Source organism: Sphingobium sp. AP49 (assembly GCF_000281715.2).
Classification (GTDB): domain Bacteria; phylum Pseudomonadota; class Alphaproteobacteria; order Sphingomonadales; family Sphingomonadaceae; genus Sphingobium.
In genome coordinates, this window is the sequence record NZ_CP124576.1 from 1,657,875 (window position 1) to 1,684,087 (window position 26,213).

Below are 26,213 nucleotides of genomic sequence, written 5' to 3' on the forward strand. Positions count from 1 at the left end.
AGCAAGGCGCTCCGTGCGGTTGCCGGCTAATCGCGGGCGCGTTCCCGCAACCAGAGCAGCAGGGCGATCACGCTGCCGGTGCCCGCGCCGATCAGCAAGCCTGCGCTGGGCTGACCCAGCAGTCCGCCGCCGATCGTGCCTGCCAGGATGAGCAGGGCGATGATGGCGCCGCTTCCGGTGGATTGATGCTTGCTCTTGGCCATGGCGCGAGCCTTGCCATGGTGTGGGACGCAATGCCAGCCGCTTTTGGCGATGGCGTACAGACCGTGACATCGTCCTGATCCGGGACGCTGCTGTGCCTTTCCGGGACTTTTGTCCCGGCTTGGGACATGGCTAATCCGCCATTCACTCTTTCGCCCCGCCCTTTGAGCCAAAGTGCTGAAATGGCATGGGAATTGAACCCTTGTTCAGATCAGGGGCGCAAAAAAGTCGGGGGTCGCATGAACGTGCCGTATCTTACGGATCGCAAGAGCTATGAGGATGCTGCCGAACTGATGGCGGTGTTCGGCGCCAATGCAGGATATGAAGCGGCGGCGCGAGCCGATCGCAGCCGCGACCTTGGCAATCACATCCATTTTTGCCACTGGCGCCAGATCGAGCGGCTGATCGTTCTGCTGGCCCATGACCAGCCATTGGGCACGATCCACTGAACGCCAAAGAAAAGGCCGGCAGCAGACGCTCCGGCCTTTCCAATATCGGGCTCTTGTGACGCTTAGAGCCTGAGCCCGGCCGTTTCCGGCAGTCCTGCCAGAATGTTGAGATTCTGCACCGCCGCACCGGCCGCGCCCTTGCCCAGATTGTCGAGCGTCGCGATCAGCCGAACCTGACCGGCTTCGGCATTGCCGAACACCGACAAGGACAGGCGATCGGTGGCGCCGACCTGCTCGATCTCGACCTGCGCCATGGCGCCGCTGTCGGACAGGGGTGTCACGCTGACAATCGGCGATCCGGCATAAGCGGCCGCCAGGGCGGCGTGGATGTCGGCCGGTGAGGGCGTGCCGGGCATGGCGCGCAGCTGCAACGGCACTTCCACCAGCATGCCGCGATAGGCATTGGCGACGGCGGGCGCGAACAGCGGCGGATGCGCAAGCCCCGAATAGCGGGTCATTTCCGGCACATGCTTGTGTGCCAGATTAAGGCCGTAAGCGCGGAAGGCAGTGGGCGCGCCGTCTATCCCTTCATATTCCGCGATCATCGCCTTGCCGCCGCCCGAATAGCCCGACGCCCCGGAAACGGTCACGGGCCAGTCGGCGGGCAGCAGCCCGGCCAGGGTCAGCGGGCGCACCAGGGCAAGAAAGCCGGTCGGCCAGCAGCCTGGATTGGCCACGAAGCGGCTCGCTGCCAGCTTCTCCCGATGGCCCGGCTCCAACTCGGGAAAGCCGTAGGTCCAGCCGTCGGCCACGCGATGCGCGGTCGAAGCGTCGATGACACGAGTATGGCCATTGTCGATCAGCGCCACGGATTCGCGTGCGGCATCGTCGGGCAGGCAGAGGACCACGATGTCGGCCGCATTGAGCGCATCGCGCCGTGCCGCCATGTTGCGGCGATCCTTCTCGTCGATCGTGATGAGCGACAATTCGGGCCGGCCGGCGAGCCGGTCGGCGATTTCGATGCCGGTCGTGCCATGGCCGCCGTCGATGAAGACCTTAGTGCTCACTTGGCAATTCTCCGCCGGGCGATGATCGGCTGGGCATGATCGGGCGCCAGGCGCGCGACGACATCGGCCAGCGGCTCCACCACGACCGCCATCCAATGGGCATTGGCATGCAGCAAATGGGTCGCGTCGGCCATGATGCCGACATGGCCGGGGAAGAAGACCAGATCGCCACGCTGCAACGGCGTACGGGCATCGATCGGTTCGCCTACGCCCTCGCACTGCAGATCGGTGTCGCGGGGCACGGCAATGCCGCATTGGGCGAGCGCGACCTGGACCAGGCCGGAGCAGTCGATGCCGCGATGGCCGCGACCACCCCATACATAGGGCTGGCCCAGGTAATGTTCGGCGACCGTGACCCAGTCGCTGTCCAACGCATCGAGCGGAACGGCATGGCGGCCATGGATGAAGCCCTCACCCGAAGCAAGGAAGCCATTCTCGCTCTGGCCGGCGAATCGCGCGCCGAGCGGCCAATAATCGGCGATCGGCGCCTTGATATCCGGCGTACTGAACAGCGGGGCGGAATGGGTGCAGATGCGGTGGCTGGCGACTTCCTTCACATCCAGCGCGTCGCGCCGGATATAGCCGACATAACCGTCATGGCCGCAAAAGCCCCAGGCCCAATCCGTCATGACATCGAGCGCATGGAAGCTTTCGCCGCGCAGCAATTCGGTGACGGCCTCAGCGGTCGGCGAGGGCGCCGCGAGAACGGGTGCGCCCGGTGCCACGCAGGTCAGTTCGACCGCGCGGGCATAATGGGCGGAAAAAAGCAGCCCCGCGAGCGAGATATCGGCCAGGTCGCCGCGCGCCGCATGGGTGCGGCTATCGAGGGCAACGGAACGACCGTCCAGCTTGAACCGGGTTCTTTCAGGCGGTGTGTTCCGCGCGGGGATATTCTTGCCTGTCATCGCGCGCGGTTCCTGCGATGAAATGGTGAAAGGCGTCAAGAAATTCCGCGCCTTTGGGGGTGCGGGTGATGAAAATATTCCGTCGATCGGCCGCATCGCGCTCTCTCCGCAGATAACCGAGCGCCGATAGCTTGTTGAGCGCGCGCGTGATGACAGGCTTGGATACGTGGAGCGCTTCGGCCAATCCGCGCACCGTATGGGGGCCGGCGCCGATATAGACGGTGAGCATCAGGGCCATCTGGCGGTTGGTCAGGTCCGGTTTGCCCGATCGGACATAATCGACCAGCGTACGCATCCAGTGGCTGAGTGGCTGGATGCCCGGTCGGTCGAGTTCGGTGGCCTGTTGAGGGGGAGCGAGCGCGTTCATGCCATCCCAAACGCATGATGGCCAATCCGGTTGCGTAACGGATGGAAGGATATTGCGGCTATCCTATCGCATGCTGCCATAGCGTTGCTGCAACAGCCGGAATATCGCGCGCAGGCCGAGCGCCTCGCCACCCTTGGGCCGGCCCGGGCGGGGGGCGGGGCGCCAGGCGAAGGTGTCGAGATGGATCCAGGGCGTATCGTCAGGCACGAAGCGCTGGAGGAACAGCGCGGCCGTGACCGCCCCGGCAAAGCCGCCTTCGCCGGCATTGTTGATATCGGCGATGTCGGATTTCAGCATGTCATTATAGCCATCCCAAAGTGGCAGGCGCCAGGTCGGGTCATCCACCGCAAGGCCCGCTTCGCTGATCTCGCCCGCGAGCGTTTCGTCATTGGTGAACAGGGCCGGCAGGTCGGGGCCGACCGCGACCCGGGCGGCGCCGGTCAGCGTTGCGAAGTCGATGATCAGTTCGGGCCTTTCCTCGCCGGCGCGGGTCAGCGCATCGCCCAGGACGAGCCGGCCTTCCGCATCGGTATTGCCGATCTCGACGGTCAGCCCCTGGCGGCTGGTCAAGATGTCGCCGGGGCGGAAGGCATTGCCGCCGATGGCGTTTTCCGCCGTGGGAACGAGCAGGTGCAGGCGCACCGGCAGGCGCGCGTCGATGATCAGCCGGGCAAGCGCGATCGCGTGCGCCGCACCGCCCATGTCCTTCTTCATCAGGCGCATGCCGGCCGACGGCTTGATATCGAGGCCGCCACTGTCGAAGCAGATGCCCTTGCCGATGACGGCGATGCGGGGTGCCGATGGATCGCCCCAGCGCATCTCGATGAGGCGCGGGGCGAAGCTCTTGTCGGCGGCCCTGCCGACGGCGTGGATCATGGGAAAGCCCTGTTCCAGCGGATCGCCGCGCGTCACCTGGAGCGCGGCGCCCTGGGCCTGGGCCAACTGGTGCACCGCATCCTCAAGATCCTGTGGTCCCATGTCCGCAGCGGGGGTATTGACCAGGTCGCGGACCAGCGCGACCGCCTCGGCCAGTTGCACCGTCGGCTCGATCCGGGCGACATCGGTGGTTAGCAGCACGCGCGGCCCCGTCGCACCTTCTTCCTTGCGATAACGATCGAACCGATATTGCGCGGTGAGCCAGCCCAGAGCGGCGGAGCCGGTGCTGCCTGCGGCCAGACGGTAGCTGCCCTCGGGCAGGCATTCGGCCAGCCGGGCAAGGCACCAGCTGCCCAGCGCATCGCGCTTGGCTACCCCGGCCACGACCGACCAGTCCTGTGCGTCCTCGCCGGGTAGAATCGCATGCTCGTGCGGTTTGGCACGGAATTTCTGTGCGGCGACCAGCGACCGGATGCGTTCAGGCTGTGCGTTGAGCCAGCTGTCCAATTCGCTGGCTTCCACCAGGTGGATCGAACGGGCGGGCTGGTTGCTGTCGGCTTTGAGCAGGGCGGAAAAATCGATCATGCAAAAGGATGTAGGAGAAAGCGGCTGGCATTGGAAAGCGCCATTTTTTCATCCCCCGGGGAAACCCGCTTTGCCTTCAGCGCATTTGCCTATTGTGGCTGGAGCGCCTAGGTTCCAGCCCATAGAAACGGCAAGGAGAGTAGCCATGATCCGTTCCGACAATAACGGCCTGCAGGCACTGCGCGCGCGGGCCTATACGCTGGCCGAAACTGGCCAGTTCGCCAATGCCCATGCGGTCGAGCAGGCGCTGGTGGCCGAAGGCTGGCCCAATATCCATCGTGCGCTGGATGGCGATTATGCGCGCAAGGCGATCAGCGAACGCTGTCTGAGCGCCCAGGCCCATTGATGCAGGCGAAGCGGGGGATCGGAGCGACGGGGCTGCTGCTGGCGGCCCTGTTCCTGTCAGGCTGTTCGCAATCGAACGAGGAGGACGGGTCGGGCGGCAATATGCCGGCCAATGCGGCTGTCCGCGCCTTCGCCGACCGCATGGCCGGCACGCCCCCGCCCGCACGCCCGGCCAAGCCGTTCGACCATTCCGAAAAGACCGACCTGCTTGAGTTCGTCTATACCTATCCGGCGCAGGCTGCGGCTGTTCCGGCGCTGGTCGATCGGTTCAGCAAGGCGATGGCCGAGGCGAAGGCGGATGCGCTGAAGATGGCGGGTGAGGACCGGAAATCGGCGAAGCAGTCGGGCTTTCCTTTCCACCCGCACAGCCGTGAGACGCGCTGGAGCGTCATGGCGGACACCCCGCGTTTCCTGGCGCTCGAATCCTCCAATTACATGTTCACCGGCGGCGCCCATGGCATGACCGGCTATGAAGCGCTGCTGTGGGACAAGGAAAGGCGTCGCGAGACCGATTTCGGTGCGCTGCTGACGTCGGAAGCGGCCTTTGCCGCAGCCATTCATGATCCCTTCTGCAAGGCGTTGGATCGCGAACGGACGAAGAAGCGCGGCGCACCAGTGCCGCCGGGCGACGATGACTTCAGCAAATGTATCGATCCGATGAAGCAGGTGCTGGCGCCGACATCGCGTGACGGCAAGCTGATCGACGGCATCCAGGTGACGATCGGCCCTTATGGCGCCGGCCCCTATGCCGAGGGCAGCTATGACATCAAGCTGCCGGTCGATGCGGCGATCTACAAGGTCATCAAGACCGAATATCAGGATGCTTTCGCCAAGCCCTGAGAATAGCCGTCATTGCGAGGCGCGAAGCGCTGCGGCAATCCATGGATTGCTTCGCGGCGCTCGCAATGACGATCTTGTTCAGGCGGGCACGCCGTACAGGTCGTGCTCGTCCGCATCCTCGATCAGCACGTCGAACATGTCGCCGGCTTTCCGGCCTTCGCCGACGTCGCGCAGGAAGACATTGCCGTCGATTTCCGGCGCGTCGGCTTGGCTGCGCGCGGTCGCGCCGATGCTGCCATCCTCTTCGTCCGGCTCGCCGACCTCATCGATGATGACAGGCAACACCCGGCCGATCTTGGCCTGAAGCTTGGCGGCGCTGATCGCTGCGGTCTTTTCCATGATCCGCTGGTAGCGCTCTTCCTTGACTTCTTCGGGCACCGCGCCGGGCAGATCATTGGCTGGGGCGCCCTCGACCGGCTCGAAGCGGAAGGCGCCGACGCGGTCGAGCTGCGCTTCGTCCAGCCAGTCGAGCAGATATTGGAAATCGGCTTCGGTCTCGCCGGGGAAGCCTACGACGAAGCTGGAACGGATCGCGATGTCGGGGCAGATGTCACGCCACTTGCGGATGCGGTCCAGCACCTTGGCTTCATTGGCCGGGCGCTTCATCGCCTTCAGCACCGACGGCGAGGCATGCTGGAAGGGAATGTCGAGATAGGGCGTCAGCAGTCCTTCAGCCATCAGCGGGATGACATGATCGACATGGGGGTAGGGATAGACATAGTGGAGGCGCACCCAGGGGGCGACGCCGTCCGCCGTGCGCAGCTGGCCCAGTTCGCGCGCCATGTCGGTCATATGGGCGCGGACCTCATGGCCCTTCCACATGCGCGGTTCATGCCGGGTGTCGACGCCATAGGCCGATGTGTCCTGGCTGATGACCAGCAATTCCTTGGTGCCGGCGGCGACCAGCTTCTCCGCCTCGCGCAGCACCGCGTCGATCCGGCGCGACACCAGGTCGCCACGGATCGAGGGGATGATGCAGAAGGAGCAGCGATGGTTGCAGCCCTCTGAAATCTTCAAATAGCTGTAGTGGCGCGGGGTGAGCTTCAGCCCGCCTTCGGGCACCAGGTCGACAAAGGCATTGGGGATCGGCGGCGATGCGTCATGGACGGCATTGACCACCTGCTCATATTGATGCGCGCCGGTGACGGCCAGCACCTGCGGGAATTTCGCGCGGATCACGTCCGCCTCGTCGCCCATGCAGCCGGTGACGATGACGCGGCCATTTTCGGCCATGGCCTCGCCGATCGCCTCCAGCGATTCCTCCTTGGCGGAATCGAGGAAGCCACAGGTGTTGACCAGCACGACGTCGGCGCCGGCATAGTCGGCGGACATCTGATAGCCGTCGGAACGCAGCTTGGTCAGGATACGCTCGGAGTCGACCAGGTTCTTCGGACAGCCGAGCGAAACCATGCCGATCTTCGGCGCGTCTGGGATTTTGGTTGCCATGATCGGCGCGCACATAGGGATTTTTGCGCCAAATGTCACGGGGTAGCCGAAAAGACAAAGGGCGCGCCGGGATGGACGCGCCCTTTGCCATGGTCAAATGGCCGTTTTCTTACATCTTGTAGGTCAGGCGCAGATAACCGAACTGGCCCGGCACATCATAGGTGGTGGGATCGAAATTGGCGCTGTCGCAGGTGAAGCAGGCTGGCGGATCCTGATCGAACAGATTGTTGACGCCGAAGGTCACACGCGTGCGATGGTCCATCCAGGCGGGCGAGAAATAGAGCTGGATGTCGCCATAGAAGGTGCTGCCCATGCTATGTTCGCCATCGCGTTCGTCGACCGAGCTGATGTAGCGGCCGGTGAAGGAGGCGCCATAGCCCTCCGTCGACCAGTCGAGCGTCGCATTGGCCTTGAACTTGGGATAGGCCTGATCCGGGCTGCCGCGTTCGGTGCCGGCATATTTCTGCGTCGGCGCGTTGAGATCGGCTGGCGGCTCGACATTATATTTGAACAGCCAGGCGGCGTTGATGTTCAGGCCGATCGAGCCGTTCGAGATCGGCTGCGAGCGGTAGATGAACGATGCGTCGATGCCGTCGGTCTTGATCGCGTTGAGGTTCTGCAGCACGCCGTTGATGCCGGCGACGCTGCCGCTGCCGGTGCGGGTGATGGCGGCGCAGCTGACCGGATCGGCCTCATAGGCGCAGCGCGACAGGGTCAGCGACGCAGGGACCGAGTCGATCGCGTTCTTGAGGCTGATATTATAATAATTCACCTCCAGGCTGAGATTGCTGGCAAAACCGCCGCGCGCCCAGGACGGGCTGTAGACGCCGCCCAGCGTCCAGGTCTTGGAGGTTTCGGGCTTGAGCGCGGTCGACCCCTGCGAGAAGATGCCGAGCTGGCCGCCGGTCGGTTCGGCATAGCTGCCATTGGCCGGCACGCCATTGGCGATACAATTGGCGCGGACGGTGGCGTTGGTCTGGAAGGCGCCACCCGGCGCGCTGGTGCAGGGATCGTCGATCGTGGCGTCGGTGCGCGACCGGCCGGCATACAATTCGCCGATGCTGGGTGCGCGCAGGCTTTCGGCATAGCCGCCACGGATCAGCAGGTCCTTGATCGGCTTCCACAGGCCCGATGCGGTAAAGGTCGTGTTGCTGCCGAAGCTGCTATAGTTGGAATGGCGCACCGCGCCGTCCAGTTCCAGCTTCTGGAAGAAGGGCACATCGGCCAGGATCGGGATGCGGATTTCGCCATAGACTTCATCGACATTGAAGCCGCCTGCCGCCGGGCTGGTCGGCACGTCGGCGCCCAGGCCCGCCGTGATGATCGGATCGGGCGTGTAGCTGGCCCGCTGGTCGCGATGCTCGTAACCGACCGCGAAGGCCACTGCGCCGCCGGGCAGATCGAACAATTCGCCCGACAGGTTGGCGGTGGCATCCCACAATTCCTGGGTGCTGCGGTCATGTTCGTCGAACGTGACATAATCGAGCATGGCCTGGGTAATCGATCCCGCGCCGCCGAAGATGTTGAACGGTACGCAGGCGCCGGTGCAGCTTCCGACCGGACCAAGCGCCTGGGCCAGCTTGGCCGCGTTCAAATTGCCGGTGAAGGTCTGGTGTGCATTGTTGCTGCCATAGATGCCATTGACGTCCCAATACCATTTGCGATCGCCGACATCGAAAGAGCCATCGAGGGTCGCGGCCATCGTCATGGTGTCGACGGTCTGGCTGAAGGTACGCGGTCCGCCCTCGATGAAGCGGCGGCGGACGGTCGAATAATTGGCGTCCGAACCGTCGGCACCCGACGACAGCGTCACGCCGAACGGGTTATAGGGATTGCTGGCATCGATCGAGATCGTGTCGAGCAGGTTGCCGTTGCCGGCATCCGGGCCGATGAACAGCGGCAGCGGCGCGGCGATCGTCGTCGATGCGCGGTGCTGATAGACCATGCGCGTGCGCAGATTGATGGTGTCGGTCAGTTCCGCCTTCAGATTGACGAAGCCGCCATAGCGTTCCGACGGCGTCAGCAGATAATTATAGGGCTGGAAATTGAAGGAGTCGGTTGCCGAGCTGTAGTTGCGATAATCCGACAGTACCGGCGCGCGGCCGATGACCGGGGCGCTGAGCGTCAGGCTCTGGCCCAGAACGTCGTACCGACCATTGGGAGTGGCGCTGGAACAGCCACCGGCGGCGCAGCTGGTGGCGCCGGGGGTCGGCCATTGCGAGATTGAGCGATCGGATGTGCCGACGCTGCCCTGGTTCACATAATTGGCGCCGAACACGATCGAGACCCGGTCGGTCTGCACCCCATAGCTGGCGTTGAGGTCCCAGGTATCGCCATCGCCCTGTTCATAGGTGCCGAACTGGGCCGACAGGTCGAGCCCCTTTTGCGACTGTTTGGTGATGATGTTGACGACGCCGGCGATCGCATCCGAGCCATAGAGCGGGGAGGCGCCCGACTGCAGCACTTCGACCCGTTCGATCATGTTGGCGGGAATCGAATTGAGGTCGACCGAGGCGGGAATGCCGCCCGCCGCCGAGCCGTTCACATAGCGCATGCCATCGACCAGGATCAGCGTGCGCTTGGCACCCAGATAGCGGAGGTCGACTTCGGCCGAGCCGGAACTGACGCCAGTGCCGTCGGGCGGGCCGCCGATATTGCCGGCATTGTTGACCTTGGTGTTGAGGCCGCCTGCGGCGCTGGGAATGCGCTGCAGCACATCGGCGATCGAGGAGAGGCCGGTGCGGGCGATCGCTTCCTGGTCGACGGTGACGATCGGCTTGTCCTGGTCGAGCGGGTTCTGGCGGATGCGGGAGCCCGTGACGATGATGGCGGCGCCGCTATCATCGACCTGCGGGGCAGTGGACTGGGCGAAAGACGGTGCGTTCCAGGCAAAGGCGGACAGGACGACGCCACATCGCAGGACATTCTTCAGACGCATGATACACCCCTCGAAAATCAGACTAAGAGGAGTGTTGCCATTCTATGACAGCAAGGCAATTGGCCTTATGCTGCGCTGCACCGTCGGTAGCACGAATTTTTCCATATGTTGCCAGATCGCAACAAAACTATTCGGTTCGACCGCATATTATATCTATTGGTCGCCAGCCGCTGCGCCGGGATGCGTTTCTTCCACGATCTCGATGAGGCAATCTCCAGCCTGGAGCAGGCGTGCGCCCTCTTCCCAGAAGCCGATCGGCCGTTCGCCGCGATAGATGCGCACGCCAAGGCCGGTGGTGATCGCCGTCAACGGCTTGCCGATCTCCTCTGGCTGGACGGGCCGTTCGTGCAGCTTCACCCGGCCGCCCGACGCGGCGAGGTCGGCCATATAATCGGCGATATGCTTGCCGCTGGTGCTGCCCGCCAGCAGCAGGCCGGCGAAGCTGACCGGATTGATGACCGTGGTGGCGCCGGCCTGGCGCGCGGGCACCTCATTATCCTCGTTGCGCACGACGATGCTGATCGGCAGGCGAGGAGCCAGGTGGCGGGCGGTCAACGTGATGAGGATCGATGTGTCGTCGCGGCCGGCGGACACGATCATCGTGCGGGCGCGGTGGATGGCGACATCCTTCAGCGTCTTGTCGCGCGTCGAATCCCCGCACAATATATTGCATCCCAGCGCTTCGGCGACGCCGAGCGCCTTTTCGCTGCCATCGATCACCACGATCTCGCGCGGGTCGGTGCCGCGCGCCAGCAATTCGTTCACCGCCTCCTGGCCGCTGGTGCCAAAGCCGGTGACGACGATATGATTGTGCAGATCGGCCTGAATGCGTGCCATGCGCCACCTGTAGAGGATGTTGCGGAAGAAGAGATTATAGGCGGTGCCGAGGAAGATGACCCAGACAAACAGCCGGATCGGCGTGACCAACAAGGCCTCGAACAGTCGCGCTTCCGGGCTGACCGGCACGATATCGCCATAGCCGACGGTGGTGACCGTGACGGTGGTGAAATAGAGGACGTCGACGAAGCTGATCTGGTTGTCGAGATTATCCTTGAGGCCGTCGCGTCCGACCCAGTGGATCAGCAGCACCAGCGTTATCAGGAAGAAGACGAGAAGGACACGCCAGACCAGGTCAGCCCAGACGGGTAGCGAGGACCGCCGCCGCAGGAAGCCGGACGGAGAGGTCCGGGTGGCGGTCGTCGCGATCTTCATGGGTTCGGCAACTGGGTCATGGGATCGATCGGCACCCGGTCCTTGCGCAATTCAAAATGCAGCTTCGGCTTGCTGGCATAGCCTGTGTCGCCGCTCAGGCCAATCACCTGGCCCTTCCTCACCTTCTGGCCGCGCACGACATCGATTCGGCTGGCATGGCCATAGGCGCTGACCCAGCCGCTGCCATGGGTGACGAGAACCAGGCCGCCGAACACGGCGATGCTGTCGCCGGCATAGGCTACCACGCCGTCGGCGGCCGCCTTGATCGGTGTGCCTATGGCGGCGGCGATGTCGATGCCGTTATTTTTCGCGCCGCTCTCGCCCGGGCCGAAGCGCGCCAGAATATTGCCCTTGAGCGGCCAGGCGAACGGACCGGAGAAGGTGCCAGGTTGGGCGATCGGAACGTTGGAGGGCAGGGGACGGGGCTGAGCCTTCGCTACCGTGCCGGGCTTATCTTCGATGGCGGCGGGCTGGCCGCCGGTCAGGACGTCGTCGATGTCGATGCGGAACGCGGCGGCGCGTCGTTCCAGGCTGGTCGAGGGCTGGCGAGGAGATGGTGCCGGCGACGAAAATGGCGTGCCACCGGGCAGCAGCAGTCGCTGGCCGCGCCGCAGCACATAGGGTTCGGAGAGGCCGTTGATCTCGACAATGTCGCTCCAGCGCACGCCGTAAGCAACGGCGATGGCGATGCCGGTCTCGCCCTCCGCCACCGCATGGTAGCGACCACCGGGGATCGACAGGCTTTGTCCCGGACGCAGGGCATAGGGCGGTTGCAGGCCGTTGGCACGGGCGATCGCTTCCGATCCCGCGCCGGTGCGGTTGCCGACGCCGCGCAGCGTGTCGCCGGGCTGGACGCTGTAGCTGCTGGCGGCGACGGTCCGCGCGTTTGCCGTTACCTGCTGCGCGGTCCAGACCGGCTTGCGTTCGATCATCTGCGGTTCCGGCTTGGCGGACTGCTGCGGCATGGAGGGCGAGGGCGGAATGGCCGATGCGGTCTGCGTGGGCGCTGGTGGCGCTGCATAGGGCGCGCTGTCCTGCACCGGTGCGGGGATGCAGCCTGCCAGCAGCAGCGGCAGCGGCGCCATGGGCAGCCAGCGCCGCCCCTTGTCATGTCCAGCCATTTGGTCTCCCCCCGGAGCGTTAGTCAGTCCGAAAATGCCTGCGCCGTCGCCGCCAGCGCGCCATCCTGCGTCAGATCATAGTGCAGCGGCGTCACCGCGATATAGTCTTCTGCGATGGCCGCCAGATCGGTCCCCTCGGGCACGGAATCGCTGCGGCCCAGGCCAAACCAATAATAGCGATAGCCGCGCGGATCGGTGCCCTCGATGATCTTGGTCCGGTCGATATCGTGGAAGCCCTGCCGCACCACGCGCACGCCCTTGACCCTATCCGGGTCGATCGCGGGAAAATTGACGTTGAACAACAGGCGTGGACTGGCCGGCATCGCGATCAGCGGGCGCAGCACCCGCGCGCCCCATGCCTCCGCCGCGGCAAAGGGCACCGCGTCGCCCATCGCCTCGCGGGCATAGACCTGGCTCAGCGCGATCGACTTGATGCCGGATATCGCGCCCTCCATTGCAGCGGCGACGGTGCCCGAATAAGTCACATCCTCGGCCAGATTGGCGCCGCGATTGACGCCCGACAGGACCAGGTCGGGCTTGGCATCCTTCATCAGATGGCCGACCGCCATCATCACCGCGTCGGTCGGCGTGCCGGTGACGCTATAATGTTTGTCGCCATGCTTGCGGATGCGCAGCGGGCGGGTCAGCGTCAGGCTGTGGCCCGCGCCGGACTGCTCCTCGCTCGGCGCGACGATCCAGATATCGTCGGACAGGGTGCGGGCGATCGCCTCCAGCACCTTCAGCCCCGGCGCATGAACGCCATCGTCATTGGTGAGGAGGATGCGCATCGCCCGTTCCCTTAGCTTATGGCCTTTTCTTATCGCGGCTCCAGCTTCGTGATGCCGCCCATATAGGGGGCCAGCACGTCGGGCACGATCACGCTGCCATCGGCCTGCTGGTAATTTTCCAGTACCGCGACCAGCGTGCGGCCCACCGCCAGGCCCGATCCGTTGAGGGTGTGGAGGAAGCGCGTCGCCTTCTCCCCCTCCGGCTTGTAGCGGGCGTTCATCCGCCGCGCCTGGAAATCGCCGCAGTTGGAGACGGAACTGATCTCGCGATAGGTCGCCTGGCTCGGCAGCCAGACTTCCAGATCATAGGTCTTGCGCGCACCAAAGCCCATGTCGCCGCTGCACAGCAGCATCTTGCGATAGGGCAGGTTCAGCGCCTGCAAAATGCCCTCGGCCGCCTGCACCATCCGCTCATGCTCGGCGTCCGAATCCTCGGGCGCGCAGATCGCGACCAGCTCGACCTTCTCGAACTGGTGCTGACGGATGAAGCCGCGCGTGTCGCGTCCGGCCGATCCGGCCTCGGACCGGAAGCAGGGGGTGAGTGCGGTCAGCCGCACCGGCAGGGCGTCGGTCGGCACGATCTGCTGCGCGACCAGATTGGTCAGCGACACTTCGGCGGTCGGGATCAGCCAGCGGCCATCGGTGGTGCGGAACAGGTCTTCGGCAAATTTGGGCAACTGGCCAGTGCCGAACAGGGCTTCGTCCTTCACCAGCAGCGGCGGATTGGTTTCCTCATAGCCGTTGGTGCCGCTCTGGGTGTCGAGCATGAACTGCGCCAGCGCCCGGTGAAGCCGCGCCATCTGGCCGCGCAGCGCGGTGAAGCGCGCGCCCGACAGCGCCGCGCCGCCCTCGAAATCCAGCCCCAGCGCCGGGCCGAAATCGGCATGGTCCTGCGGCGTGAAATCGAAGGTGCGGATATTGCCCCAGCGGCTCAGCTCGACATTGTCGGCTTCATCCTCGCCCTGCGGCACGTCATCGGCGGGCAGGTTGGGGATCGCCGCCAGCATGGCATTGAGCGCCGCACCGACCTCGGCCTCTTCCGCTTCCAGCGCCGGCGTGCCTTCCTTGAGCGCGGCGACTTCTGCCTTCAGCGCCTCGGCCTTGGCCATGTCCTTGGCGGCCATCGCCTGGCCGATCGCCTTGCTCGCCTCGTTGCGGCGGGCCTGCCCCTGCTGCAACTGGGTCTTGAGCGCGCGGCTCTTCTCGTCCAGCGCCAGGATATCGGCGGACAGCGGGGCCAGGCCACGGCGCGCCAGGGCGGCGTCGAAAGCGGCGGGATTTTCGCGGATGAAGCGGATGTCGTGCATCGCTGCCCTATGCCGTTGCCGCCCCGCCCATGCAACCCTGCGCGCCGCCATCCGTTGGTCCACCATCACCCAAACAGCCAAGGAGACGATGATGCAGATCGATCATGACGCGATGGTGCTGGTGGCCGATGGCCGCAAGCTGCTCTTCTTCCGCAACAAGGGCGATCGCGCCTTTCCGCAGCTGGAGGCGGAAGAGGTGAAGGTACAGGACAATCCGGCTCATCTGGCGCAGGCGTCGGACAAGGCCGGCCGGGCGTCGTCGACCGGCACCGTATCGGGCACGATGGGCGAGAATGATTTTCATGAACTGGAAGAGCAGCGTTTCGCGGCGGCGGCGGCAGACCTGTTGAAGCGCCGTGCCTTTGCCCAGGATTATGAGGCGCTGATCATCGTTGCACCGCCAAGTGCGCTGGGCGAGATGCGCAAACATTATCACAAGGAAGTGCAGGACCGGCTGGTCGGCGAGATCGCCAAGGATCTGGCCAATCATCCGGTGAGCGAGATCGAGAGGATCATCGCCCGCAGCTGATCGGGCGGACGCAATGCAAGAGAAAAGGCGGCTTCCGTGTGGAGCCGCCTTTGCCATTTTCGCGATTTCCGGAGGTCAGGCGTTGCCGGTGTGGATGACCGGTATCGGCTTGACGGGGCCGATGCCCTCGGCCGCAAGGTCCGGGCCTTTCCGGGCCAGTCGCTTGCGCGCCAGCAGGGCGGCGGCGCCGGCCCCGAACAACAGGACCATCGGCGGCGCCGGCACGTCGGTCGGCGGCGGCGGCGCGGACGGCGGCGGTTCATCGATGCCGCCGGTGGTGGTGCCCGACGATGTCGAAGTCGACGAAGAGCTGGACGAAGACGAGGAACTGGATGTCGACGAGGAAGTCGAGCCGTTCGACGACGATGTCTCACCGAAGCTGGACGAGGAGGTGGTGGTGCCGCTCGACGTGCTGGTGCTGCTGGTCGAGGTCGCGCCGCCAGACGAAGAGCTGGACGAACTGGAGGACGAGGAACTCGACGAGGACGAACTGGACGATGAGGTCGAGACGTCACCGCCGGTCGAGCTGCTGGTCGAGGAGATCACGACCGTGCCGCCCCCGCTGCTGCCGCCGCCGCCGAAGAAACCACCGATGAAGCCGGGGCTGCCAAAGCCGCCGCTACCGCCCATGACGACGGGCACCGGAGCGCCGCCGCCCGACACGGGCATGGCGGCCGGAACCGGCGGCGGGGGCAGCGGGATCGGTGGCGACTGTGTCGTCACGGTGAAGCGGGTGGGGGCACAGGCCGTCTTGATGACGGGCGGCTTGGGACGTGCGACGTAACGGCGCGGCTTGGCCTTCACGCTCTTGGTGCTGTAGACCACCGCCGGCCGGGCGCTTTCGGCAACATGGACAGCGCCGCCGCCGATGATCGCCCCGCCGCAGGTGCAGGCGCATAATTTTGCCAAAGCCATCCGAACCGACATAGGATCTACTCTTGTCCCATTACCCCTGTTCCGCCATCGGAATATTCCGTAGCTGGAAACGTGCTATTCTCTAATCGACAGCAACGCAAAATAAAGCGTTAACTGCAATGGCGTTAACCCTAAATGACGGGTCCAAGTCTAGGAAAATGGGACTTCGGTCTCAATTGAAATGGTTAACGTCTCACTATGGCACGATGAAGAGGGAGTAGGTGTAAGTCCCTAGTCATTTATGCCGGGAGGCCCTGATCGAGTCGGCTTGCCTGCCCGGGGATGGGGTGAGCGACATGCGGGATGAGCCAGGGCGTATAATGGCCGCTTGTATCGCCTCGTTCCCATGGCTATGAGGCGCCCTCAAACAAAAGTCATGGGCGCCCGGAACTTACAGCGCCGGGGCCTCTCGAGTCGGAGAGCCAGATGGCATCGGTACTGCATTCCGATAAAGACGGTGAAAAGCCGCCAAAATCGACCGTAACACTCCCCCACGACTATCGCCCGTCGCCTGACGAAGAATTCATGAATCCGCTGCAGCTGGAATATTTTCGCCAGCGACTGTGGGACTGGAAGAAGCAGATCCTGTCCGAAGCGGAGGGGACGCTGGCCGTGCTGCAGAATGAGCCGCTGCGCGAGCCCGACCTCAATGACCGCGCATCGAGCGAAACCGACTGGTCGATCGAATTGCGCACCCGCGATCGTCAGCGCAAGCTGATCTCCAAGATCGATTCGGCGCTGCGCCGCATCGACGAGGGCGAATATGGCTATTGCGAAGTCACCGGCGAACCGATTTCGCTGGGTCGGCTGGAAGCGCGGCCGATCGCGACCATGACGGTCGAGGCGCAGGAGCGTCACGAGCGGCAGGAAAAGATCTCGCGCGACGATTAACCCTTTCTCCACATGGCCTGACTATCCTGCCGGCCGTAAAGGTCAATTCGCAGGGCTATTCATGGACAATGAGCGGGAAATATCTGATCGGGGGCCGGCGCGGTCCGCACCGCGCGACAGCCTGTTCCTGTTGACCAGCCTCAGCACACCCGAAGGGGTGCCGCTGGGGCAGGCGCGCATTCGCAACCTGTCCGCAACCGGACTGATGGCGGATTGCGAACGGGCGGTGCCGGTCGGCGCGCGACTCTGTTTTGAGCTGCGCGGTGTCGGACCGGTTGAAGGGGCCGTGGCCTGGTCGCGGGATGACAAGATTGGCGTTGCCTTTGACGCGCCGATCGATCCGCAATTGGCACGCAAGCCGGTCGCGGTCGGCGTTTCACGCCAGGCATTGCCCGACTATCTGCGTACCAGCCCGATCACGCGCCGCTAAAGTCCGCGGCATCATGCAAAAGCCCCGCTGCGTTCTCGCTGCGGGGCTTTGTCATATCAGGGTCATGTTTTCATTCTAATTCATTCTCGGACGAACCCGGCAGGGGGCTCGCGTCGATCATCCGGCCGGCCCTGACGCTGCCCCTTTGCCGGCGGAGGATCGTACTCACGGGGCCGTCCGGCGTTGGACGTCTCCCGGGACGGAGAGGTTAATGGCGGCCCGCCATTTCCTCCTTCACCCGCAATTTCTGCTTCTTGAGCGAGGCGACCAGAATGTCGTCCGGCATGGGGCGACTCGTCTCGGCCTTGATTCGGGCCTCGAGTCCGGCATGCTTTGCTGAAAGAGCTGAAATGTGGGAATTTTCCATGACATTCTCCTTACGAGGGCGATGGATGACAAAGTAGATCATGATTCTGTGGGCATGTCTTGCGGTGTTTCGCGCTTTGCGGCGGGGCGCTGGCAAATTTGCGATGGCCCGCATGGTTCCGTCGGGCTATCACGCATGCAGGTTACGGAAAGCGGGGGCCGGGTGAGCCGAGAAGACATCATGCGGCGGTTGGAACTGTTGCGCGTCGAGCATCGCGATCTCGACACGGCGATTGCCGCGCTGGTCGAAGGCGGGGCCGGCGATCAGATGCAGATCGCCCGGCTCAAGAAGCGCAAGCTGCGGCTGCGCGACGAAATCGCGGCGCTTGAAGACGCGCTCGTTCCCGACATCATCGCCTGATGCGTCGGATAGCCCGAAGATTTGGGTTAATAGGGCGTAAACCGGCCCTGAATGGGACAGGCCGGCTATCCTGCCGTTCAGCGGGCCTGACAAGCGGAGCGCTTTATGTCAGCTAAAGTCATGCGCAACGCTGCCGCTCTGGATCCTGGCCTTCATCGACGTCTGGTCGATGGCCTCTACCTCGAAGCCATGATCATGGCAGATGAGGCGCGATCCTATTTTGATGCTGGCGAGGCGGGGCAATATGGCGCGAACGATCCTTTGCGGCGCGTCGCTTTCGCCTGCGAATCGCTCAAGGTCACGACACGGCTGATGCACATCATCGCCTGGCTGCTCAGCCAGCGGGCGTGGCAGCGGGGTGAAATCGGCGATGCCGATATCGCCGACGAAAAATACCGCCTCGGCCGGGCGACCGCGACCGATCCGGCGCTGGCGGTCGACTTTCCCTTTGCCGCGCGCTCGCTGATCGAGGCCAGCCAGGAGCTTTACGGCCGGGTTGCCCGCCTGCAGGACCGCATGGATGTGATGCAGCAAGGGGCGGCTATGCCCGAGCCTGGCCCTGCGCGGGCGTTGATCGATCGGCTCAATACGGCCTTCTGACTCCAGGTCCGCGCCCCGATGGCGTATCTGATGACTGGTGTTGCCGCCCATATTTGGTCTAGACCCCTCGCCATGACCCAAGGCTTGCGGACCCGGCGCCGCTATTCAGGTGATCCGCACGCTGCACGGCTTTTCCTTGCGCCCTTGCTGTTGCTCGCGCCCTGGGCCGCATCGGCGCAACCGGTTCCGCCGGTGCCCGAAGGGGCCATGCCGGCGCAAGACGATGCCCTGGACGCCATGCCGGACATCGGCGTCGACTGGCCCGACATGGGCCAGCCCGATAGCGTGGCGCCTCTGGCGGACGATCCGGCCGCGGTGGCGGCCGCCGCAGAGCCCGACAATCCGGTGGTCGATGTCGAGGTCGCGGCCGATCGCGATGCCGGCGCGAGCCAGGATGTGACGACCTTTGCCGATGCAGGGGAAGAGCGGCGCTACAGTGTCGCCCTGCGCGGCCTGGACAGCATTGCCAACGGCCAGTTTTCGTTGCGCTTCAACGAATTGTCGGTTCTGCGCCAGGGCGAGAACAAGGCCGCCAACCTGGCGCAGATAAATCGCCGGGTGAAGGAGGATAGCGACCTGCTCGACCGCCTGTTGCGGGCCGAGGGCTATTATGCCGCCCGGGTCCGTGGCGGGGTTTCCGCGCCGCCGCCGGGCAGTGAAAAATTGGCGGTCAGTTTCGACATCACGCCGGGTGAACAATATCTGTTGTCGTCGGTCGACGTGACCGGGCTGGCCGAGACCGGCACGCGCGAACCGGTGTTGCGCGACGCCTTTCCCGTGAAGGTGGGCGATCCGGTCAATGCCGACCATATATTGGAAGGGCGCGACGCGCTGACCATCGCGCTCGGCGAAAACGGCTTTCCCTTTGCCAGGGTGGACGAGCCCGAAGTGCGGATCGACCATGAAACGCGCAAGGGGGATCTCGACATCATCGTGACGCCGGGCGGCTTCCGCAGCTTCGGCAAGATATTGCTTGATGATGAGACCGTCTTCAGCGCCCGCCATGTCCAGCGCATCGCGCGCTTCCAGCCGGGCGACACCTACATGGCGTCCGATGTCGAGGATCTGCGGCGGGCCATCGTCACCACCGGCCTGGTGTCATCGGTAACGCTGACGCCGCGTGACGCGGGCGATGGCACGCATGTCGATCTGGACATCGATCTGCGGCCAGCGCCGATGCGCACGATCGCAGGCGAACTGGGCTATGGCACCGGCGAAGGCTATCGCGCCGAAATCAGCTGGCAGCATCGCAATCTCTTTCCGCCCGAAGGGTCGTTGACCCTGCGCGGCGTGCTCGGCACCCAGGAACAGACCGCATCGGCGACCTATCGTCGCAACAATTTCCGCGAGCGCGACCATGTGCTGACCGGCCTGGTATCCTACAGCAATATCAAGCGCGACGCCTATGATGCCCGCACCATAACCCTGGCCGGCGGACTGGAGCGGCAGACCAACATCCTGTTCCAGAAACATTGGGTGTGGCGCGTCGGCGGCGAATTGATCGCGTCCGACGAGGCTGACGCATTCAGCAATGGCGATCGACGGACCTTCTTCATCGCCGCCGTCCCGCTTAGCCTGACCTATGATGGCAGTGACGATCTGCTCAATCCCAGCAAGGGCTTCCGTCTGGGTGGACGGCTCAGTCCCGAACTCTCGTTCCAGGGCAGTACCTTTGGCTATGCCAAGGCGCAGGTCGATGCCAGCGCCTATCAGCCGTTCGGCGATCGCGTCGTGCTGGCCGAACGCACCCGGCTGGGCACCATCATTGGGTCCAGTGTTGACCAGATCGCGCCATCGCGGCGTTTCTATGCCGGCGGGGGCGCCTCTGTGCGCGGCTATGGCTATCAGGCGATCGGACCGCGCTACGGCCCGGACGATGATCCGGTCGGCGGCAAGAGCCTGATCGAGTTTTCGCTGGAGGCGCGCGTGCGCTTCGGCAATTTCGGTGTCGTGCCCTTTGTCGATGCAGGCAATATCTCGACCGGTTTCCTGCCAAGCTTCAGCGACCTGCGTATCGGCGCGGGTATGGGTGTGCGCTATTATAGCAGTTTCGGTCCGATCCGCGTCGATGTCGGTACGCCGATCAATCCGCAGTCGGGCGATCCCAAGATCGCGGTCTATGTATCGCTGGGACAGGCCTTCTGATGGTGGAGGCAGCAGCAGAGGCGCCGGCGCGGCGGCGGGTCTGGGATGGGCGCTGGCAGCGCTGGGTGGTCGCCCTGCTGGCTGCGGCGCTGCTGATCGTCGTCGGCGCGCTGGCCTGGCTCGACACCGCCGCCGGCCATCGCTTTCTGGTATCCCGTATCGCTGCGGTACAGCCGCCGTCGGGCCTGCGCATCAACGTCGATCGCATCGACGGCAGCATCTATCGCAAGGCGGTGTTGCGCGGCCTCACCCTGTCCGATCCCAGGGGACGCTTCTTTGAGGCGCCGCGTGTGGAGCTGGACTGGTGGCCGTTCGCCTGGCTGTCGAACCGGCTCGATATTGATCGGCTGGTGATCCCGCAGGCGACCCTGCACAAGCTGCCCAAGCTCAATCCGGCGCAGCGGCAGGGGCCGATCCTGCCCGGTTTCGACATCCGCCTGATGCAGTTCTCGGTCGATCGCCTGACGATCGCGCCGGCAGTGACCGGGCGGGTGCAGCAGGCGACGCTGTCGGGGGATGCCGATATCCGTGGCGGTCGTGCGATCATCGATCTGTCCGCCCGGGTGATCGGCGGGGAAGATGCGCTCAATCTGACGCTGGACAGCCGTCCGGACCAGGACAGGTTCGACCTGGCGGTGACGGTCAACGCGCCGACCGGCGGCGTGCTGGCGGCGATGACCGGCCTGCGGCAGGACGGCAATCTGCGGATCAGCGGCAAGGGCAGCTGGACGCGCTGGGACGGACGGCTGGCCGCGACCCTGGCGGGGACGCCGGTCGCTGACCTGAAACTGGGCGCGCGCAGCGGCGCCTATTCGGCGCGCGGCTCGATCGAGGCGGGGGCGATCCCCGGCAAGGGGCTGTTGCCGCGCCTTGCCGCGCCCCGGCTGGCGATCGAAGCCGAAGGCACGATGGTCGATCGGGTGATCGACGGGCGGCTGGCCCTGCGATCGGCCGCCATAGATCTTGCCGGTGACGGGGCGATCGACCTGCGCAACAATGCGTTCGACAATCTGCGGATCGATCTGAAGCTGGCCCGCCCGGAGGCCCTGCTCAAGAATATGCGCGGCCGCGACGTCATGGCCAAGATCCGCCTGGATGGGGCCTTCGCGACCTTTGGCTATGAATATCTGGTGACTGCACGGCAGATCGCCTTTGACAAGGCGCTGATCCAGGACGTGCGGATCGACGGCAAGGGGCGCAAGGCCCGCAACGGCCCGGCGCTGATCCCGATCCGCCTGCGCGCGCGCAGCCTGGATGGCCAGGGGGATCTGGTCGCCGGCATCGTCCGCAATTTCGCGCTCGATGGCGTGCTGCAGGTCAAGGGGCAACAGATCATCAGCAATCCGATGCCATTCCGGTCGGACAAGCTGCGCGGCAAGCTGCTGATGATGGTTGATCTGGCCACCGGCCGCTATGATTTCGGCCTGGATGGCCAGATCAGCGGCCTGTTCATTCGCGGGTTGGGCGTGGTCGACCTGACCTCGAAGCTGCGCGCGATCCCCGCCGCCAACGGCGCCTTCGGCCTGTCGGGCAATGCGCTGGCGCAGGTGCGGCGGCTCGATAATGCGTTTCTGCGCGGCCTGGGGGGCGGGCTGCCGACGGTGCGCAGCGCGCTGGCGCTGCAGCCCAATGGGGAAATCGCCTTCACCAACATGCAGCTTCAGGCGCCGCTGATCAGCCTGTCGGCCCGGGGTATTCGTCATCGCGATGGCACCGTCCATCTGGAAGGGAGTGGCACGCACAAGCAATATGGTCCGGTCGATCTGGTGCTGGATGGCAAGATCGATCGGCCGATCGTCCATGTCCAGTTGGCCCGGCCGATGGATGCACTGGGCCTGCGCGACGTGCGTGGCGAATTTCTGCCGGGCGCCGACGGCAATTACAGCTTCACCGCCAATGGCGGATCGACGCTGGGGCCATTCACAGGCGAAGGCAGCATATTGCTGCCGCCCGGCGGCCAGGCCGTGATCCATGTCGCGCGGGTAGCCGTGTCCGGCGTGACCGCCAGCGGCGACATTCGCCCCGTGACCGGTGGTCTGGACGGGCAATTGGCGGTCAGCGGCCCGGTGACCGGCACGATCGGGTTCAAGCCGGTCGGCGATATCCAGCAGCTGCATCTCGATCTCGATGCGGCCGATGCCAGCTTCGATGGCCCCAGCACGATCGTCGTGCGGCGCGGCACGCTGGATGCGACTATCCTGCTCGATCCGGCGGGAACGTCGGTCAATGCGACTGCCCAGGCGCGTGGCTTGCGTGTCGGGGGCATGCTGCTCGGCCGGCTGGATGCGACGGTCGCGCTGGTCGATGGCCGGGGCAAGGTCAGCGGCAGCCTGTCGGGCCAGCGCGGTCGCCTGTTCGACCTCAAGGGGGAAGCGCAGGTCGACCATGACCGCATCCGCCTGGCGGCCAGCGGTACGATCGACAAGCGACCCATCCGCCTGACCCGGACCGCGCTGCTCAGCCGGACGGACGATGGCTGGCGCCTGTCGCCCGCGACGCTCAGCTATGCCGGCGGTACGCTGCAGCTGGCCGGGGAGCTGGGCGGCGAGACCACACGGATCGAGGCCCGAGCGGAAAAGATGCCGCTGGCGCTGCTGGACATTGCCTATGACAATCTGGGGCTGGGTGGTGCCGCGACCGGATCGCTCAGCTACAGCCGGCCACGCGGGGGACTGCCCAGCGGCAAGGCGGAATTGCGCATCCGCGGCCTGTCGCGGTCGGGCTTGTCGCTCAGTTCGCGCCCGGTGGATGTGGGCGTCAATGCGATATTGACCCCGGACCGTCTTGCGACACGCATGGTCTTCGTGGCGGACGGGCAGACGATCGGGCGGGGGCAGGCCCTGTTGACGCCACTGGTCGCCACCGGCGGACTGGTCGACCGCTTGAACGGCGCGCCACTGATCGCGCAGTTGCGCTTCAACGGGACGGCCGACACGCTGTGGCGCCTGACGGGGGTCGAGATTGTCGATATTGCCGGACCAGTCAGTGTGACCGCCGATGCGCGGGGTACGCTGGGGGATCCGCTCATCACCGGATCGCTGGCGACCGACAATGCGGCGATCAACAGTCCGGTGACGGGCATGCGCCTGCGCAACGTCAAGGCGCGTGCGCGTTTCTCCGGCGCCCAGCTCGTCTTCTCCAGTTTTACCGGCACGGCACAAAATGGCGGCGGGGTCAGCGGCACCGGGCGTTTCAGCTTCAATGGCATCGGCGGTGTCGGCATGGACCTTGCCTTCCAGGCGGATAATGCCGCGCTGCTGGAGCGCGATGACATCGCCGCTACGGTGACCGGCCCCTTGACCATTCGCTCCGACGGCAGTGGCGGCACGATCGGTGGCGATCTGGTGCTCAACAAGAGCCGCTTTACCATGGGCCGCGCCGCCGCCGTCGCACAAATCCCCGAACTCAAGGTGATCGAGATCAACCGGCGTGGCGAGGAAATCGAACGGCCACGCTCCAGTGTGCCATGGACCCTTGCGATCAAGGCGCGGGCGCGCAATCGCCTGACCGTGACCGGCCTGGGCCTCGACAGTGAATGGCGCGCGGACCTCGACATCGGCGGGACCGTCACCAATCCGACGATCGCCGGCCGCGCCGAACTGGTCCGCGGTAATTATGAATTTGCCGGCCGCCGGTTTGAACTGCGCGAGGGCAAGATCCAGTTCGATGGCAAGACCCCGGTCAATCCGACGCTCGACATCGATGCCGAAGCCGATGTCAGCGACCTGACTGCCACCATCCATGTCGGCGGTACCGGGCTGAAACCCGACATCAGCTTTAATTCGGTACCCGCCCTGCCGCAGGACGAACTGCTCTCGCGCATCCTGTTCGGGACCTCGATCACCAGCCTGTCCGCGCCCGAGGCGCTGCAACTCGCCTCGGCCGTCGGGTCGCTGCAGGGCGAGGGCGGGCTCGATCCGATCAATGCCGTGCGCAAGGCCGCCGGGCTGGACCGGCTGCGCATCATCGCCGCCGATCCGACCCAGGGGCAGGGCACCTCGATCGCGGCGGGCAAATATCTGACCCGCAAGACCTATGTCGAACTGATCACCGACGGACAGGGCTATAGCGCGACCCGGATGGAATATCAGGTGACACGCTGGCTTTCGCTGCTAGGCGCGATCTCCACCCTCGGGCGCGAAAGCGCAAACGTGCGAATTTCCAAGGATTATTGACGTGACCAAATCGCGCATCGACAGCGCTGCGGCCATCAGCGTGATGGACCTGTTCACCATCGGCATCGGTCCGTCCAGCTCGCATACGGTGGGGCCGATGCGCGCGGCCCTGATGTTCATGGACACGCTGCCCGCCTGTCCGGTACGGGTGCAGTGCGAGCTTTATGGGTCGCTGGCGCTCACCGGTCGAGGCCACGCCACCGACAGCGCGATCCTGCTCGGCCTGTCTGGCCATCGCCCCGAAAGCGTCGATCCCGATGCCATTTCGACTATCCTTCAGGCGATCCGCGACGAGGGCCGGATTCGCGCCGGCAGCGCTCCTCGCGACTGGGTGCCGTTCGAGGAGGCTCGCGATCTTATCTTCCGCATGGGCGAATTTCTGGAGGCGCATAGCAATGGCATGCGCTTTTCGGCCTGGCTGCCGGGGCGCGACGAGCCGCTGGTGCGCGACTATTATTCGATTGGCGGCGGCGCGGTGCTGCCCGGCGCCATCCCCGCTGACGATGAGGAAATTCCGCTCGGCCATAATGTGGTCCAGCCCTTTCCCTTCTCCTCGGGCGCTGAACTGCTGGCGCAGGGGGAGGCGACCGGGCTCAGCATCGCGACGCTGGTGTTGCGTAACGAGGGCGCCTGGCGCGCGCAGGGTGAGACAGAAGCCTTTCTCGACAGCGTGATCGACGCCATGTCCGCCTCGATCGACCGGGGCATGAAGGAAGAGGGGTTGTTGCCCGGCGGGCTCAAGGTGCGTCGCCGCGCCAAGGCGATCCACAATCGGCTGCGGTTGCAGGGGGCGGGGATCGGCCCGGCCCAGATATTTGAATGGGTCAGCCTGTTCGCATTGGCGGTGAACGAGGAAAATGCCGCCGGCGGCCGAGTGGTCACCGCACCGACCAATGGTGCGGCCGGGGTGATCCCGGCAGTGCTGCATTATTATCGCCGTTTCGTGCCCGGCGCCGACCGGGAAGGCGAACGGCGCTTCCTGTTGACCACTGCGGCCATGGGTTTCCTCTACAAGAAGCGCGCCTCCATCTCCGCCGCCGAAATGGGGTGCCAGGGAGAGGTCGGCGTCGCCTGCTCGATGGCCGCCGCCGGCCTTGCGGCCGTGCTGGGCGGCACCAACAGTCAGGTCGAGAATGCCGCCGAGATCGGCATGGAGCATAATCTGGGGCTTACCTGCGACCCGATTGGTGGCCTCGTCCAGATCCCCTGCATCGAACGCAACACCATGGGCGCGGTCAAGGCGATCAACGCCGCCTATCTCGCGCTCCAGGGCGACGGACGCCACATCGTCAGCCTCGACGCGGTGATCGAGACGATGCGCCAGACCGGTGAGGATATGGCCAGCCGCTACAAGGAGACATCGCTGGGCGGCCTCGCCGTCAACGTCGTGGAATGCTGACCGCGCGCCGCGCAT

Annotated in this window: 24 protein-coding genes; 11 read left to right on the forward strand and 13 right to left on the reverse strand. The window is 64.9% G+C overall.

Annotated features, from left to right (window positions below; translation table 11 throughout):
- Window positions 1-26 precede the first annotated feature (26 nt).
- Window positions 27-203 carry a hypothetical protein gene (locus PMI04_RS08035; RefSeq protein WP_007714471.1) on the reverse strand — a complete coding sequence of 59 codons (177 nt, stop codon included), beginning with the start codon at window positions 201-203 and terminating at the stop codon, window positions 27-29.
- Window positions 204-440: 237 nt separating this feature from the next.
- On the opposite strand from PMI04_RS08035, the gene PMI04_RS08040 reads away from it, so the two are divergent.
- On the forward strand, window positions 441-650 hold the full coding sequence (locus PMI04_RS08040; RefSeq protein WP_007714474.1) for a hypothetical protein: 210 nt from the start codon (window positions 441-443) through the stop codon (window positions 648-650).
- Between the two features lie 62 nt (window positions 651-712).
- On the opposite strand, the gene argC is transcribed toward PMI04_RS08040, so the two are convergent.
- The 4 genes from argC to PMI04_RS08060 form a co-directional block, all read right to left on the reverse strand.
- Window positions 713-1,657: an N-acetyl-gamma-glutamyl-phosphate reductase gene (gene argC / locus PMI04_RS08045; RefSeq protein ID WP_007714475.1), complete on the reverse strand. Its 945-nt coding sequence runs from the start codon at window positions 1,655-1,657 to the stop codon at window positions 713-715.
- Complete coding sequence (locus PMI04_RS08050; RefSeq protein ID WP_007714479.1) at window positions 1,654-2,562, reverse strand: C40 family peptidase; 909 nt, start codon at window positions 2,560-2,562, stop codon at window positions 1,654-1,656. The genes argC and PMI04_RS08050 overlap by 4 nt, the downstream gene beginning before the upstream one ends.
- A complete protein-coding gene (locus tag PMI04_RS08055; protein ID WP_007714481.1) occupies window positions 2,522-2,929 on the reverse strand; it encodes a MarR family winged helix-turn-helix transcriptional regulator in 408 nt (135 codons plus the stop codon). The genes PMI04_RS08050 and PMI04_RS08055 overlap by 41 nt, the downstream gene beginning before the upstream one ends.
- Window positions 2,930-2,992: 63 nt before the next feature.
- Window positions 2,993-4,390: a leucyl aminopeptidase family protein gene (locus PMI04_RS08060; RefSeq protein WP_007714486.1), complete on the reverse strand. Its 1,398-nt coding sequence runs from the start codon at window positions 4,388-4,390 to the stop codon at window positions 2,993-2,995.
- 145 nt (window positions 4,391-4,535) lie between these two features.
- On the opposite strand from PMI04_RS08060, the gene PMI04_RS08065 reads away from it, so the two are divergent.
- Both PMI04_RS08065 and PMI04_RS08070 read left to right on the forward strand, forming a co-directional pair.
- Window positions 4,536-4,736, forward strand: coding sequence for a hypothetical protein (locus PMI04_RS08065; protein ID WP_007714488.1), 201 nt, complete (start codon window positions 4,536-4,538; stop codon window positions 4,734-4,736).
- A complete protein-coding gene (locus tag PMI04_RS08070) occupies window positions 4,736-5,575 on the forward strand; it encodes a DUF4163 domain-containing protein (protein WP_007714491.1) in 840 nt (279 codons plus the stop codon). The genes PMI04_RS08065 and PMI04_RS08070 overlap by 1 nt, the downstream gene beginning before the upstream one ends.
- 78 nt (window positions 5,576-5,653) lie before the next feature.
- Here the strand turns inward: PMI04_RS08070 and rimO are convergent, their stop codons facing one another.
- From rimO to serS, 6 genes are all read right to left on the reverse strand, one after another.
- The gene (gene rimO / locus PMI04_RS08075) at window positions 5,654-7,036 is read right to left on the reverse strand and encodes a 30S ribosomal protein S12 methylthiotransferase RimO (protein ID WP_193378314.1); all 1,383 of its coding nucleotides are present in this window, start codon (window positions 7,034-7,036) and stop codon (window positions 5,654-5,656) included.
- A 94-nt stretch (window positions 7,037-7,130) separates the two neighbouring features.
- On the reverse strand, window positions 7,131-9,959 hold the full coding sequence (locus tag PMI04_RS08080) for a TonB-dependent receptor (protein WP_007714497.1): 2,829 nt from the start codon (window positions 9,957-9,959) through the stop codon (window positions 7,131-7,133).
- Between the two features lie 153 nt (window positions 9,960-10,112).
- The gene (locus PMI04_RS08085) at window positions 10,113-11,171 is read right to left on the reverse strand and encodes an NAD(P)-binding protein (protein WP_007714500.1); all 1,059 of its coding nucleotides are present in this window, start codon (window positions 11,169-11,171) and stop codon (window positions 10,113-10,115) included.
- A complete protein-coding gene (locus PMI04_RS08090; protein ID WP_037487341.1) occupies window positions 11,168-12,256 on the reverse strand; it encodes a M23 family metallopeptidase in 1,089 nt (362 codons plus the stop codon). The genes PMI04_RS08085 and PMI04_RS08090 overlap by 4 nt, the downstream gene beginning before the upstream one ends.
- A gap of 59 nt (window positions 12,257-12,315) precedes the next feature.
- Window positions 12,316-13,080 carry a 5'/3'-nucleotidase SurE gene (surE, locus tag PMI04_RS08095; protein ID WP_007714516.1) on the reverse strand — a complete coding sequence of 255 codons (765 nt, stop codon included), beginning with the start codon at window positions 13,078-13,080 and terminating at the stop codon, window positions 12,316-12,318.
- Window positions 13,081-13,109: 29 nt separating this feature from the next.
- A complete protein-coding gene (gene serS, locus PMI04_RS08100) occupies window positions 13,110-14,387 on the reverse strand; it encodes a serine--tRNA ligase (RefSeq protein ID WP_007714517.1) in 1,278 nt (425 codons plus the stop codon).
- A gap of 91 nt (window positions 14,388-14,478) precedes the next feature.
- On the opposite strand from serS, the gene PMI04_RS08105 reads away from it, so the two are divergent.
- Window positions 14,479-14,916 (forward strand): host attachment family protein, encoded by a 438-nt coding sequence (locus PMI04_RS08105; RefSeq protein ID WP_007714520.1) that lies wholly within the window; start codon window positions 14,479-14,481, stop codon window positions 14,914-14,916.
- A gap of 75 nt (window positions 14,917-14,991) precedes the next feature.
- Here PMI04_RS08105 and PMI04_RS08110 read toward each other — a convergent pair whose 3' ends face one another.
- Window positions 14,992-15,843 carry a PEP-CTERM sorting domain-containing protein gene (locus tag PMI04_RS08110; protein ID WP_162129644.1) on the reverse strand — a complete coding sequence of 284 codons (852 nt, stop codon included), beginning with the start codon at window positions 15,841-15,843 and terminating at the stop codon, window positions 14,992-14,994.
- Between the two features lie 414 nt (window positions 15,844-16,257).
- Between PMI04_RS08110 and dksA the strand changes: the two genes are divergently transcribed.
- Together dksA and PMI04_RS08120 are read left to right on the forward strand one after the other, a co-directional pair.
- Complete coding sequence (gene dksA / locus PMI04_RS08115) at window positions 16,258-16,722, forward strand: RNA polymerase-binding protein DksA (RefSeq protein WP_007714527.1); 465 nt, start codon at window positions 16,258-16,260, stop codon at window positions 16,720-16,722.
- A gap of 61 nt (window positions 16,723-16,783) precedes the next feature.
- A complete protein-coding gene (locus tag PMI04_RS08120) occupies window positions 16,784-17,152 on the forward strand; it encodes a PilZ domain-containing protein (RefSeq protein ID WP_007714533.1) in 369 nt (122 codons plus the stop codon).
- Window positions 17,153-17,360: 208 nt separating this feature from the next.
- Here the strand turns inward: PMI04_RS08120 and PMI04_RS08125 are convergent, their stop codons facing one another.
- Entirely contained in the window at window positions 17,361-17,519 is a 159-nt protein-coding gene (locus tag PMI04_RS08125) for a YdcH family protein (RefSeq protein WP_007714543.1), read from the reverse strand.
- 180 nt (window positions 17,520-17,699) lie between these two features.
- Here PMI04_RS08125 and PMI04_RS08130 point away from each other — a divergent pair, with 180 nt between their 5' ends.
- From PMI04_RS08130 to PMI04_RS08150, 5 genes are all read left to right on the forward strand, one after another.
- Entirely contained in the window at window positions 17,700-17,879 is a 180-nt protein-coding gene (locus PMI04_RS08130; RefSeq protein WP_007714546.1) for a DUF465 domain-containing protein, read from the forward strand.
- A 120-nt stretch (window positions 17,880-17,999) separates the two neighbouring features.
- Complete coding sequence (locus tag PMI04_RS08135; RefSeq protein ID WP_037487327.1) at window positions 18,000-18,479, forward strand: DUF1465 family protein; 480 nt, start codon at window positions 18,000-18,002, stop codon at window positions 18,477-18,479.
- Between the two features lie 72 nt (window positions 18,480-18,551).
- Window positions 18,552-20,624, forward strand: coding sequence for an autotransporter assembly complex family protein (locus tag PMI04_RS08140; RefSeq protein ID WP_081491046.1), 2,073 nt, complete (start codon window positions 18,552-18,554; stop codon window positions 20,622-20,624).
- Window positions 20,624-24,799 (forward strand): translocation/assembly module TamB, encoded by a 4,176-nt coding sequence (locus tag PMI04_RS08145; RefSeq protein ID WP_007714555.1) that lies wholly within the window; start codon window positions 20,624-20,626, stop codon window positions 24,797-24,799. Before PMI04_RS08140 ends, PMI04_RS08145 begins: the two co-directional genes overlap by 1 nt.
- Before the next feature lies 1 nt (window position 24,800).
- Window positions 24,801-26,198, forward strand: a complete 1,398-nt coding sequence (locus PMI04_RS08150; protein ID WP_007714557.1) for an L-serine ammonia-lyase — start codon at window positions 24,801-24,803, stop codon at window positions 26,196-26,198.
- The last annotated feature ends 15 nt before the right edge of the window (window positions 26,199-26,213 follow it).